Origin of the sequence: Corynebacterium sp. HMSC055A01, from assembly GCF_001809405.1 — a bacterium.
GTDB classification, from domain to species: Bacteria; Actinomycetota; Actinomycetes; order Mycobacteriales; family Mycobacteriaceae; genus Corynebacterium; species Corynebacterium hesseae.
In genome coordinates, this window is the sequence record NZ_KV797568.1 from 11,808 (window position 1) to 23,379 (window position 11,572).

Genomic DNA, 11,572 nt, shown 5'->3' on the forward strand with positions numbered 1-11,572 from the left:
CGTCGTCTCGTCGATTGATCGCCTCGCCCGCTCGTTGACGGATTTGCGTGGCATTGTTGATGAGCTCACTGACAAGGGCGTGACCGTTACTTTCCTACATGAGAACCTGTCTTTCTCGAAGGGCACGAGTGACCCTCGCGCGGATCTTATGCTGGGTATTCTCGGCAGTTTTGCGGAGTTTGAGCGGGCCATTATTCGTGAGCGGCAGGCGGAGGGGATTGCGTTGGCGAAAAAGGCCGGCAAGTATAAAGGCCGCAAGCCCGCTCTTAGCCCGGGCCAGGTGGCGGAGATTAAGCGGCGCGTTTCGGCGGGGGAGTCGAAAGCAGCCTTGGCACGGGAATTCGGGGTCACCCGTCCTACGGTGTACCGGGCGTTGAAGAACGCATAGATGCGGCGATGGGGGCGGGTGAATATACGCCCCACGGTGCTTGCCACATGGCAGGACGTTGACGGTTCCAGGCACGCCTACAGGTAGCCTTGCGCACGTTTCCCCTCGTGGGCGGCTTTTACAAGGGCTGGCGAAGGCACGCCCCCAGGTCTCGTTAGGGATAACTGCTAACGTTATTTCCGGTTCACAATCACGCCCCGCTACTTGCGGTGGGGTGTGGGTGTGGCTTCCTCGTCGGTGCGCGGTAAGGCCCGCGCGTGACGTGGGCTGTCCCGCGCGCCCTTTTCAGGCGAGCGGACAACCCTACGACGTAAGGGAGGTAGACAATGGGTAAGCACTCATTGGATACGCCCGGACGCAAAAGGAAAGACCTTGACGCCACGAAGCTTAGCCGGCTTGATGTGGCAATCAAGGCCATAACACTTGCGACCGTAACAGTGAAGCTCATTGCAGTTATGCTTCACGTGGGTCTTTAGGCCCGAGGGTCTCAACGAGTAGCCGCTCGTTGGGGCCCTTTTTATTGTGCAGCCACAATTCAGGGACGAACCGTGCTGTCGTATTTTAGGCTAATGCTCGCGCGGAGGTTTCGCAATACTCCCACACTAAGCCCGTAGACCCATTTCCTACTGCAGTCGGAAAGCTGTGTAGCCGTGTATCGCCTTCTGTGCGCCCGTGAGGTCTCGCTAGCGTGTGGCTTTACCTGCACTTTCTCCGCCTGGGCGACGTTCACCGAATAAAGAGAAAGGGCGCTCCCACCTGTGAGGCGCCCTTATTTGTTCTTTTTAGAAGGGGAGTTTGAGGCCAGGGATAAGACCCGCGAAGGCAGCGCCACCAATGGACAGTGCAATAGTGAGTACTACGCCGATAACACCGGCAATAATCCCAGCGGTGGAAGAACCACCGCTAAAAGCAGGGGTAGACTGCTTATCGTCAGCTGCATCCGTTCCGGTATCTACCCCAGGTAGTTGGGGATTTCCCGTTTCCTTCGGAGTGGTTGGTTTGGGCACAACCTTCCTAGCTTGGACGCTATTGGTGATGACCTTAGAGGTTCCGTCTGAGAAAGCTACCTTGTAGACAAACTCCCCGTTTCCCTCGACCGGAGGAATAACGGTAAACGTATTTCCTTCCTGCTTTACATTCCAATCTTGCGGCACTTTCAAGAGGGTCACCGAAGCTGTGGAAGGAATATCCAGAACTTTTACGGTAGTAGTCATGCCGACTTCAATAACACTTTTGTCAATAGTCGGATTGTGCTGGAGCTTTTCCGCAGGATGAACAGTGAAAGTATGCGTTACTACCTCAGTCGATCCATCAGGGTATTCGACAGCGAGATCAACAGTTGTTGACACTGTCTTTCCGTAGCGATCAGATTCCGAGATTAGCCAGAGCCAGACTTCCCCATCCTCAAACACTCTGACGGAGAGCTCACCTTCCTCATTACCCCCGCCAGACACGCCCGGATTAAGGGCAGTCAATTTCGTCCCGTCGGGTACCCCTCCAACGGAAATTCTTTCTGTGAGTTTGTCCATTCTGATCCACTCGGGATAGGTGGGCTGGAATTGGTCAGCCATGGTCTTCTTCGCGGTGGCGGTCTGAGCCGTAGCGACCGGGGCAGCAACAGCTGTTGCCGAGGCGGTAGAGAGGCAGCATAGAGCAGCGACGAGTGCTCGCTTTTTCATGAGAAATCTCCTTGAGAGAACAGGGGATGGAAGAAGTTTATAGTACCCCGGCATTGCGCTTTTCTTTACTGCTCACCCGTTACCTTGTGAGTGTCCCCGATAATGGGGATAGTCGCTGGTCCCGGTATGGCTTACCTGCCCTGTAGTTTCCATAATCCGGGGGGTGTTGCCGCCGGGTGCCAGGACTTTCGATGACAGCTGATAGGGACACGGCCAGTTTTAAACTAGGTCTCTTTGTAACGTGGGTGCTTGCAACGAAGGTCATGACACCAGCGACTGGAACAACGCCATACCCATCTCGTTTTCTAGGAGCTCATCATGTCTCCGGAGCATTCCATCGACATATTCCTTGGGTTAGACGTCGGCAAATCTGAACACCACGCCTGCGCCTTAGACCGTGATGGCAACAAGGTCTTCGACAAACCGTTGCCTCAACTCGAATCCGAACTAGCAGGCGTTTTTCACCAGCTTCAGAAGCTTGGCACCGTGCTCGTGATCGTCGACCAACCCAACACCATCGGCGCACTACCGATTGCTGTAGCCCGGGACTGCGGTTGCGAAGTCGGATACCTGCCAGGTCTTGCGATGCGCAAAGCTGCAGATCTCTATCCGGGACGTGCAAAAACAGACAAACGCGACGCATTCATCATCGCCGACACCGCCCGCACAATGCCCCACACGCTACGTGCCGTCGACCGCAATGATGAGGTACTCTCCGCCCTAAAGATGCTGTCCGGCTTCGATGATGACATCGCCCGCGATTGCACTCGCACTGTCAATCGGCTTCGCAGTGTCCTCACCCAGATCTACCCCAGCCTGGAACGAGTTTTTGCTGGTAGCACCCTGACTCGCACGCCGATCCTGGAATTATTGATCCATTACAAGGGACCGCAGGGGCTAAAAAGAGCCGGATACCAACGAGTGTTGAACTGGATGATCAAGCGCACACGTAAAGACCCCACCCCGCTGGTAGACGACATTTTTGCAGCGCTGAAAGCTCAAACAGTCACCGTGCCTGGAAGCGATGCCGCCGAGTTAGTAATTCCTCAACTGGCTGCAAACATCCAGGCCCTCAAAGAGCAACGAAACACCATTGCTGAGCAGGTTGAAGAGATGCTCGCTGATTTCCCTCTTTGTGAGGTCTTGATGAGTATGCCCGGAGTCGGCATCAAGACCGCAGCGCAGATCCTTCTTGCGATCGGTGATGGCTCCGACTTCGCTAGTGCTGGCCACTTAGCTGCTTATGCTGGAATAGCACCCGTGACTAGACGATCCGGTTCGTCGATCAGAGGTGAATTCCCGGCACGGTCAGGCAATAAACGACTGAAAAACGCCTTGTTCTACTCCGCATTCGCAGTTATCCGCAGCCACGAACCGTCACGGCGGTATTACGAACGCAAACGCGCTGAAGGAAAACGCCACAACGCAGCAGTCATCTGCCTGGCACGACGCCGATGCAATGTCATCTACGCGATGCTGAAAAACAAGGAGTTCTTCCGCGAAATCCCGCCACGCCCCGTCGCCGCATAAAGCCCCAAAGACGAAGCCGACCAGCACACGCTGGCCGGCTCCTAGGCACGCCTAAGAAACTACTCCCAAGACTGTGCTCGTCAACATCGGTCTGGCACTTGACAAAAACATAGGGACACGTTACCGAGCATCCGCTACTGAGCGCCCTGACTACACTGGCCATCATGAAACCCCTGAAGATTCCACCAGGTCCCGGCATCCCAAAGGGCCTTGTCATCCCCTCAGCGGAGCTCACTGAACGCTTCGCGCGCTCCGGTGGGCCGAGCGGTCAGGGTGTTAACACCACGGACTCCAAGGTGCAGCTATCGGTCGATATTGCCGAGCTCAGCGTGCTTTCCGACGTCTACCGCCGCCGCGCTCTCCAGAACCTCAGCCACCGACTCGACGGCACCACACTCACCGTGTCGGTCACCACGCAGCGCTCCCAAGTGCGCAACCGCGCGGAAGCCCGGCGTCGCCTGGCGGATCTCATTCGGGAAGCCGTGCAGCCACCGCCTCCGAGGCGCCGGCGGACTCGGCCGAGTCGAGCCTCGATTGCGCGTCGTAAAGCGCAGAAGCAGCGGCGCTCCGAACTCAAAGCCAGCCGACGTCGCCCCAGCGCCTACTAGGGGATATGGGATTTTCGTGCATCCGTTGCAATATAGAGGAATGAACGAAAATCAGGCCCCTACCGAAAAGGCAGCTGAAGCCGTCGCGGAGTTCAACCGAGTGCCCTCGATCCTGTCCATTCAGTCGCATGTGAGCTATGGCCATGTGGGTAACTCCGCTGCCGTCTTTCCGCTGCAGCGCGCAGGTTTTGAAGTGTGGCCGGTCCACACCGTCGATTTTTCCAACCACACCGGCTACGGCCAGTGGCGTGGCCCGATGATTCCAGCCACGGATGTGCGCGAGGTTATCAAGGGTATCGATGAGCTGGGCAAGCTTGACGACGTCGACGCGATTATCTCCGGCTACCAGGGCGGTAGCGATATTGCGGATGTCATCATCGAGGCCGTGGCGCTGACCAAGGAGCGCAACTCGAAGGCCATTTACTCGTGTGACCCGGTGATGGGAAATGCCAAGAGTGGCTGCCACGTCTCGGAAGGCATTCCGCCGCTGCTGCGCGACAAGGTCGTGCCGGTGGCAGACGTGATTACGCCGAACCAGTTTGAGCTGGGATACCTGACGGGCCGCGAGGTCAGTGATCTGGAGTCCACCATTGCGGCAGCTCATGCTGCTCGGGAGCTCGGCCCGGAGGCCGTGCTGGTCACCAGCGTGCTGCGTCCGGAGCGCAAGGAGGACGAGATTGAGATGCTCGCCGTCAATGGCTCCGGTGCATGGCTGGTGGCGACGCCGTACCTGCCGCTGAAGCGCAACGGCTCTGGCGATGTCACGGCCGCGCTGTTTGCGGGCAACCTGCTGCGCGGTCGCGGTATTGACGGTGACCTCTCGGTAGCACTGGGCAACACCGCGGCCAGCGTCTTTGAGCTGCTAAAGGTCACGCACGAGTCCGGCTCTGGCGAGCTGGAGCTCGTTCGTGCGCAGGAGGCCTACGTCCACCCGGAGCAGCGTTTTGAGGTTACGAAGGTGGGGTAGGGCTTTATAACCGAATATAGGGGAGTCGATGGCGGCAGCACTTATGTGTTGCCGCCATCGTCGTACCAGGTCTTCGGGATTTTTCTGCCTCTTACCTGGGTTCTAAACATTTGCGCAACAAGAAGAAAAGATTTCGAACCATTGAAATAAAGTTCCAATGAGTAAATAATGAAAACGGTTACTACTCAGTTGCGCCTATCCTTCAATAAAGGGGAGTAAATGTTTTCTACCCGCACGGGGCGAACCCTGGCTGTCTCGGTCTCTGCACTTGCGATTTGTGGCCTCGGGTTGACCGCCTGTTCGAACCCCGATGATAAGTCCGCCTCCGGCGCCAGCGCCGAGCAGACCCTGGTCCTGCTGGATAACAACGAAACCGGCGGATACAACCCGGTTGCTGGTTACAGCAGGTCCGGCGATTCCCCGGTCTACGAGGGCCTTTTCCGGCTCAAGCCGGTGTCGGGTGACACCTCCACGAAGCCCGTCGACTTTGAGCCTCTGCTAGCCTCCGGCCCCGCCGAGCCGAGCAATGGCAACAAAACGTGGACCGTTCCAATCAAGGACGGAATCACCTTCTCCGACGGGACTACCTTCGGGCCGGAGGACGTCGTGGCGACCTACAAGGCCATCCTCGACGAGCGCTCGGCCTCCTCTGAGGCTCCGAACTGGGAAATGCTCGATGAGGTGCACGCCGACGGAGACAAGGTCGTCTTCGAGCTGAATATCCCGTACGCGGAATTCGATCACCAGCTCCTCAACGGCATCGCCCCGTCGGAGGCCTTCAACTTCGATGATTTGAAGCCCGCCGAGGACTCAGATCTCAATACCAAGCCCGTGGGAACTGGCCCGTTCAAGCTCGAATCTTTGCGTGCCGACGAGGCCATCTTCACGGCCCGCGAGGATTATCACGGCGGGGCCCCTGAGCTGAAGAAAGTCATTTACCGAGTCAATCAGGACGAAAACTCCCGTGCTCAGCAGCTGCGCGGCGGCGAGGGCGACGGAACCATTATGGAGCCGGCGTTGGCGCAGGAATTTGAAGGCCAGGAGGGATTCAAGGTCGAGTCGGCGCATTCGGCGGACTGGCGCGGAATCACCCTTCCAGCGGGCAACCCGGTCACCGGTGACCAGGCAATCCGCAATGCGGTCAACCTGGCTGTCAACCGTGAGGCCATGGCGAAAGACGTGATGAAGGGCCACGCGAAGCCGAACTCCACCTTCCTCGCGGACTTCTACGGCGACGCCTACGACCCGACCGCCGAGATCAAGCACGACACCGCGAAAGCCGAGAAGCTTCTCGACGACGCTGGGTGGAAGAAGGGCTCGGACGGAATCCGCGTGAAGGACGGCCAGCGCGCCGCATTCGATGTCATCTACTTCCCGAACCGCGATCACGCCCGCACTGACCTGACGTTGGCCGCAGCCTCCGACCTGAAGAAGGTCGGCATTGAGGTCAATCCGGTCGCCCGTGATTCCAAGTCTGTCACCCGCGAGGACTACGCCAAGACCCCGGTCATGCTGGGAGGAGGCGGTACCCCGTACTCCGTCGACGGCCAGATCTACTCAATCTTGCACTCCAAGTACGCTGAGCCGGGTGCCGGTGCCAAGTGGGATAACGGCTCCGACTACGTCAACCCGGAGATCGACAAGCTGCTCGACCAGGCGCGCGTCGAAGCGGACCAGGCCAAGCGAGACGAGCTCTACCGTAAGATTCAGAAGCTCTACGCCGAAAAGCCCGCCATGCTGCAGCTGGTCTACGTTGACCATGTCTATGTCGAGCGCGACCGTGGCTACACGCACCCGGATGCCATCCTTGAGCCCCATGCCCACGGCCTGAACTTCGGCCCGTGGTTCAACCTGGGGGCATGGCACAAGTAAATGACAGAAGCCAAGCCACACCCACGTCCTCACCCTCGCTCGCGCCCGCACTCACACCCGCGTCTACACCCCTCTGAGCATCAACCCCGTTTCAAGAGCCGGAAACGGCAGGTCGCAGGAATCGTCGTGAGGCGAGTGCTGGTAGCCGTTCCCATCGTTGTGGCGGTGACGGCAGCAGTGTTCGCGCTGGCGGCGGTGAGCCCCTTCGACCCTTTGGATGCGTATCTCAAAGGTCAGGCGGGCAACCTGACCGAAGCGCAGAGAGTCTCGATTTCTCACCAGTTGGGGCTGGATAGGCCCTGGTGGGAGTCGTGGTTGGTGTGGCTGCAGGGCCTGGCGGTGGGCGACCTTGGCATTTCGAGGTCCTACTCACAGCCGGTGACGCAGGTGCTCGCCGAGCGTCTGCCGTGGACGATGCTGCTCGGCGCCTGCGGACTTGCCGGAGCTATCGCGCTGTCATTCGTTCTGGCACTGTGGGCTGCGGTGCGGCGCGGGGGAGTGCTAGACCGGCTAGTCCTGTCGATCTCGACGGTGATTCAGGCGACCCCGCCCTTCGTCGTTGCACTCGGCGGCCTCGGCCTTTTTGCGTTGGCCTGGAAGCTATTTCCCACCGGAGGCCTGACCTACCCGGGCGAGCCCGTGACTTTCTCCTCTACGGTGGCGCACCTTACGCTGCCAGCTGTCGTTCTTGCGATTACGCAGGTGCCGTGGCTGGTGCTGTCGTTGCGTGAGTCCATCGTCGAGGTCATGGACTCCGGCGCGGTCACCGGAGCGCAGGTCCGCGGCATTCCGCGCCGAACGATTATTTTCTCCCATATCCTGCCGACCGCAGTGCCGCCTTTCCTCGCGCTCATCGGCGCGCGACTGTCTGAGCTGGTCGTCGGATCGACACTGGTGGAGGCGGTCTTCGCGTGGCCTGGGCTCGGAACCGCGCTGGTCAAATCGGCTCAGAGCTTGGACTTTCCGCTGCTGAGCATTCTCACTATCGCGACGACGGCTATCGTCCTGCTCGGAAATCTGCTTGCCGACGTCGCCTTCGTCGTCCTCGACCCACGGGTGGATGCAGATGCTTAAAACGACAAAGAGGCCGGTCGCCCCGGTCGTGGCCGTGGCGTGCCTGGTCCTCATCGCTGCCTACGCCTTTTTAACTCCGCTGTTTCACGACTCCGACCTGGTGCTCACCGACTTCGCCAATTCCGGTGTCGCCCCGGGGCCTGAGCACTTCTTCGGTACCGATTCGAAGGGGCACGACGTTTTCGTTCGAGTTGCTGCGGGAATGCGCATTTCCCTTTTCATTGCACTGGTCACGGCAGTGTGCTCGGCGATCGTCGGTATCGTCCTCGGCGTTACCGCAGGCATGCTCGGCGGGCGCGTCGACCGCGTCATTATGCGCAGCGCCGACGTCACCAACGCGCTGCCGCACCTGCTACTGGGGCTGCTCATCGTCAGCCTTTTCCGAGGCTCGGTCCCCGCAATCATCATCTCCCTGGTACTGACGCACTGGGTGACCATCACCCGAACGGTCCGTGCGTCCGTGCTGCATCTGCGGGGCGCCGAGTTCGTCGAGGCCGCGCTCCTGTCCGGAATGAGCCGCGCACGCGTGCTAGCTCGGCACGTTGTTCCGGCGGCACTGGGGCAGTCCTTGGTCGGCCTTATCTTGCTGATCCCGCACGCAATCTGGCACGAGTCGACGCTGTCTTTCCTTGGGGTGGGCCTGCCGCCGCACAAGCCGTCTCTCGGGACTCTGCTTGCCGACGCCGAGGGCGCCCTGCTTCTCGGCCATTGGTGGATTTTGGTGTTTCCCTCGTTTTTCCTCGTCGCCACAACGTTGTGTATTGCGGCCGTCGGCACGCATTTGAAGGAGCGGGTGACCGGACAGGAGGTGCTGGTGTGAGTGCTCGGGAGGGCGTCGGCAAGCGAGAGAAGCTGCTGGACATTGAGAGACTGACAGTGCGGATTCCCCTGCGCGGTGGTGACGTGGTGCATGCCGCGACGGGCGTGTCCCTGACTGTGGGTAGGGGAGAGGTCGTCGCGGTTGTGGGTGAGTCGGGCTGCGGAAAGTCGATTATTGCCTCGGCGGTGGTTGGCATGCTGCCGCCGCACGCGAGAGTAGAGGGGCAGGTGCGTTTCTATCCGCGCGAAGGGGCAGCTGACAGTGGTGCAGAAGCGGAGAGGAACGCCGAGCCCATCGAAATTCTGGCGCGGCGACGTACCGGCGCGGGCCTTGCTCGCACTGACGAGGAGCTGGCGGGGCGGCAAATCGCGCTAGTACCGCAGTCGGCGGCGACGTTTTTGACACCGGTGCGCACGGTCGGGGCACAGCTAAAAGAAACAATTTCCGTTCTGGGGCGCAACCACACGGTGGAGGAGATGCTGCGGCGAGTCAGCCTGGATGCGGAGGTCGCGGCGCTGTATCCCCACGAACTTTCCGGGGGTATGGCGCAGCGCGCAGCAGTGGCATTCGCCCTGGCTGGCGACCCTGCTCTGGTGATTGCTGACGAGCCGACGGCCTCCCTCGACCCCGACCTGACCATGGCCCTGCTGCGCATGCTTCGCCAAATCGCCGACAGTGGTGTGGGAGTCATGCTAATTACGCACGACATTTCCGAGCTGCGCGATAGCGGCATCGCCGACCGAGTTGCAGTGATGTACGCATCGCGCCTTGAGGAGACGGGACCGGCAAAACAGGTGATTGAGGCCCCAGCCAGCGAATACATGCGCGACCTGCTCGCAGCGCTGCCCGAAAACGGCATGCGGCCGATGCCCGGCGTGGTGCCGAGCTTGACGAACCTGGACGAGGACTATTGCTACGCGCGCAGGCTCGAGGAGGCGGGGAAATGAACGAGGAGGCTGTGGTGAGTAAGGCGTTGGTGAGTGAGCAGGCTTCGGTGAGCTGTGACGCGCAGGCGAGTGGCAAAGCGCTGGTCGCCGAGAACGTGTCGAAGTCATTCGGCGCCAAGGACGGCTCTGCGAGAGTCGTTTTATCGGACGTTTCCATCAGGGTTGATCCAGGGCAGATCGTCGGGCTTCGTGGGCCTTCGGGGGCTGGCAAGTCCACGCTCGGCCGTATCCTCGCAGGCCTGGAAGTGCCCGATTTAGGGCAGTGCTTCTGCGACGGGGTGCCGGTCGGCGCTGTGCGCAGCCGCGCCGGGCAGCGGGTTCGTGGCCAGATTGGGATGGTGTTTCAGTCTCCCCGAAGGTCCTGCGACCCGCGGATGACTTTGGGGCGCACCATTCGCTCAGCCGCACGACAGGGGCGGCAAGGGCGGCGGGATGGTCAGCGAACCGGGAAAAGTGTGGACATCGACGAGCTCATTCGAAACGTTGGGCTGACTCCGGACCTTCTCGATCGCTTCCCTAGCCAGGTCTCAGACGGGCAGCTCCAGCGTGCCGCAGTCGCTCGCACCCTGGCCGCCGGTCCACGCTACCTCATCTGCGACGAGATGACCGCCATGCTCGACGCCGCCAACTCCGCGGCAATCGTCGAGGTCATCCGGGATTTCGCCGTATCTGGCGGCGGTGTTCTCATGATTAGCCATGAACACAGGCTTCTCGCCGCCGTGTGCGACGGCGTCGTCGCCTTAGAGTAGCGATATTGCTTAGCGCCCAGCTTGGAGTCATTGAACCTTCACTGCCTGTGATCGCCGATAGAATTTAGGAATTAGGATAGCCATACCTATGGCAGGCAGTGTAGGCTCTCCTTTTGTTGGTTGAATGGTTGGCTATCAATCGTTACTTGCTTGAAGGGGCTCTTCCGGTTTTGGGGTGCGTAGCGGGGTGAGGTAGAAATCGACGGGTTCAGCGGGTCACCACAACATGTAGGGGTCCCTGGTGTGAAGATGAAAGTTCCTACACAACCATCTAAACCCACCAGGGACCCGTACTGTGAAGCCTACTGGAAATCTCGTTGCTGACACTATTTGCCGTACCGCGGAAATCGGACTTGCCATCACCGGTGCCGCTGATGCCGGAGCGTTGACCATCATTGAAGCCACGCCAGTAGCCGTTGTCGGCGTGTGCCCGGACTGCGGACAGTCAGGAAAGCTGCGCGACCACATCACCCGTCGACTCGTTGATCTTCCTGTCGTTGGATTCCCCACTAGGCTGCACATAAAAGTCCCCAGGTTCCGGTGCACAGCCGACTCATGTAAGAGGAAGATCTTCCAAGAATCTTTAACCTGCGCGGATGACGGCGCCAAGCTCACTTATCGGGTTACTCGCTGGATCTTGCAACGCCTTGCTATTGACCGGATGAGTGTGTCAGCCACCGCCAAAGCACTCGGTGTGGGCTGGGACCTGGTCAATAAAGTCGCACTAGATGCCTGCCGCCAGCTTGTCTACGGCGACCCCTGTCACCTAGACGGAGTTCGCGTCCTTGGAGTCGATGAACATGTATGGAAACACACCAGAAAACCAGGTCAGGCATCAAACCGGAAGAGCCCTTTTAGTACTACTGGTGGATTTCGGTTTTGGTGGGGATTAACGCCGCCGGCTTCGGTTTTTCCGTTGAGGAGGTCGTTGACTACTT

General features: G+C 59.6%; 10 protein-coding genes and 1 pseudogene. 10 read left to right on the forward strand and 1 reads right to left on the reverse strand.

Annotation, left to right across the window (positions count from 1 at the left end; genetic code table 11):
• Positions 1–388: recombinase family protein (locus HMPREF2604_RS05430; RefSeq protein ID WP_141746432.1), on the forward strand; the 388-nt coding region annotated here is incomplete at its 5' end.
• Between the two features lie 782 nt (positions 389–1,170).
• On the opposite strand, the gene HMPREF2604_RS05435 is transcribed toward HMPREF2604_RS05430, so the two are convergent.
• Positions 1,171–2,067, reverse strand: coding sequence for a hypothetical protein (locus HMPREF2604_RS05435; RefSeq protein WP_070563915.1), 897 nt, complete (start codon positions 2,065–2,067; stop codon positions 1,171–1,173).
• A 318-nt stretch (positions 2,068–2,385) separates the two neighbouring features.
• Here HMPREF2604_RS05435 and HMPREF2604_RS05440 point away from each other — a divergent pair, with 318 nt between their 5' ends.
• The 9 genes and pseudogenes from HMPREF2604_RS05440 to HMPREF2604_RS13570 all read left to right on the forward strand — a co-directional run.
• The gene (locus HMPREF2604_RS05440; protein WP_070563919.1) at positions 2,386–3,597 is read left to right on the forward strand and encodes an IS110 family RNA-guided transposase; all 1,212 of its coding nucleotides are present in this window, start codon (positions 2,386–2,388) and stop codon (positions 3,595–3,597) included.
• A 164-nt stretch (positions 3,598–3,761) separates the two neighbouring features.
• Complete coding sequence (gene arfB / locus HMPREF2604_RS05445) at positions 3,762–4,205, forward strand: alternative ribosome rescue aminoacyl-tRNA hydrolase ArfB (RefSeq protein ID WP_070563922.1); 444 nt, start codon at positions 3,762–3,764, stop codon at positions 4,203–4,205.
• Positions 4,206–4,245: 40 nt separating this feature from the next.
• The gene (pdxY, locus tag HMPREF2604_RS05450) at positions 4,246–5,172 is read left to right on the forward strand and encodes a pyridoxal kinase PdxY (protein ID WP_240927197.1); all 927 of its coding nucleotides are present in this window, start codon (positions 4,246–4,248) and stop codon (positions 5,170–5,172) included.
• A gap of 219 nt (positions 5,173–5,391) precedes the next feature.
• Entirely contained in the window at positions 5,392–7,044 is a 1,653-nt protein-coding gene (locus HMPREF2604_RS05455; RefSeq protein ID WP_070563925.1) for an ABC transporter substrate-binding protein, read from the forward strand.
• Positions 7,045–7,170: 126 nt separating this feature from the next.
• A complete protein-coding gene (locus tag HMPREF2604_RS05460) occupies positions 7,171–8,118 on the forward strand; it encodes an ABC transporter permease (protein WP_016422018.1) in 948 nt (315 codons plus the stop codon).
• Positions 8,111–8,938 (forward strand): ABC transporter permease, encoded by an 828-nt coding sequence (locus tag HMPREF2604_RS05465; protein ID WP_016422019.1) that lies wholly within the window; start codon positions 8,111–8,113, stop codon positions 8,936–8,938. Before HMPREF2604_RS05460 ends, HMPREF2604_RS05465 begins: the two co-directional genes overlap by 8 nt.
• Positions 8,935–9,885, forward strand: a complete 951-nt coding sequence (locus tag HMPREF2604_RS05470) for an ATP-binding cassette domain-containing protein (protein ID WP_016422020.1) — start codon at positions 8,935–8,937, stop codon at positions 9,883–9,885. The genes HMPREF2604_RS05465 and HMPREF2604_RS05470 overlap by 4 nt, the downstream gene beginning before the upstream one ends.
• The gene (locus tag HMPREF2604_RS05475) at positions 9,882–10,634 is read left to right on the forward strand and encodes an ABC transporter ATP-binding protein (RefSeq protein ID WP_016422021.1); all 753 of its coding nucleotides are present in this window, start codon (positions 9,882–9,884) and stop codon (positions 10,632–10,634) included. Before HMPREF2604_RS05470 ends, HMPREF2604_RS05475 begins: the two co-directional genes overlap by 4 nt.
• A 295-nt stretch (positions 10,635–10,929) precedes the next feature.
• A pseudogene (locus HMPREF2604_RS13570) lies at positions 10,930–11,454 on the forward strand (transposase family protein); the annotation flags it as partial.
• Between the last annotated feature and the right edge of the window lie 118 nt (positions 11,455–11,572).

Bases quoted from the DNA above. Each gene is read 5' to 3' on its own strand.
- HMPREF2604_RS05475 (WP_016422021.1), top strand. From the start codon at position 9,882: ATGAACGAGGAGGCTGTGGTGAGTAAGGCGTTGGTGAGTGAGCAGGCT.
- HMPREF2604_RS05465 (WP_016422019.1), top strand. From the start codon at position 8,111: ATGCTTAAAACGACAAAGAGGCCGGTCGCCCCGGTCGTGGCCGTGGCG.
- arfB (WP_070563922.1), top strand. From the start codon at position 3,762: ATGAAACCCCTGAAGATTCCACCAGGTCCCGGCATCCCAAAGGGCCTT.
- HMPREF2604_RS05455 (WP_070563925.1), top strand. From the start codon at position 5,392: ATGTTTTCTACCCGCACGGGGCGAACCCTGGCTGTCTCGGTCTCTGCA.
- HMPREF2604_RS05440 (WP_070563919.1), top strand. From the start codon at position 2,386: ATGTCTCCGGAGCATTCCATCGACATATTCCTTGGGTTAGACGTCGGC.
- pdxY (WP_240927197.1), top strand. From the start codon at position 4,246: ATGAACGAAAATCAGGCCCCTACCGAAAAGGCAGCTGAAGCCGTCGCG.
- HMPREF2604_RS05435 (WP_070563915.1), bottom strand. From the start codon at position 2,067: ATGAAAAAGCGAGCACTCGTCGCTGCTCTATGCTGCCTCTCTACCGCC.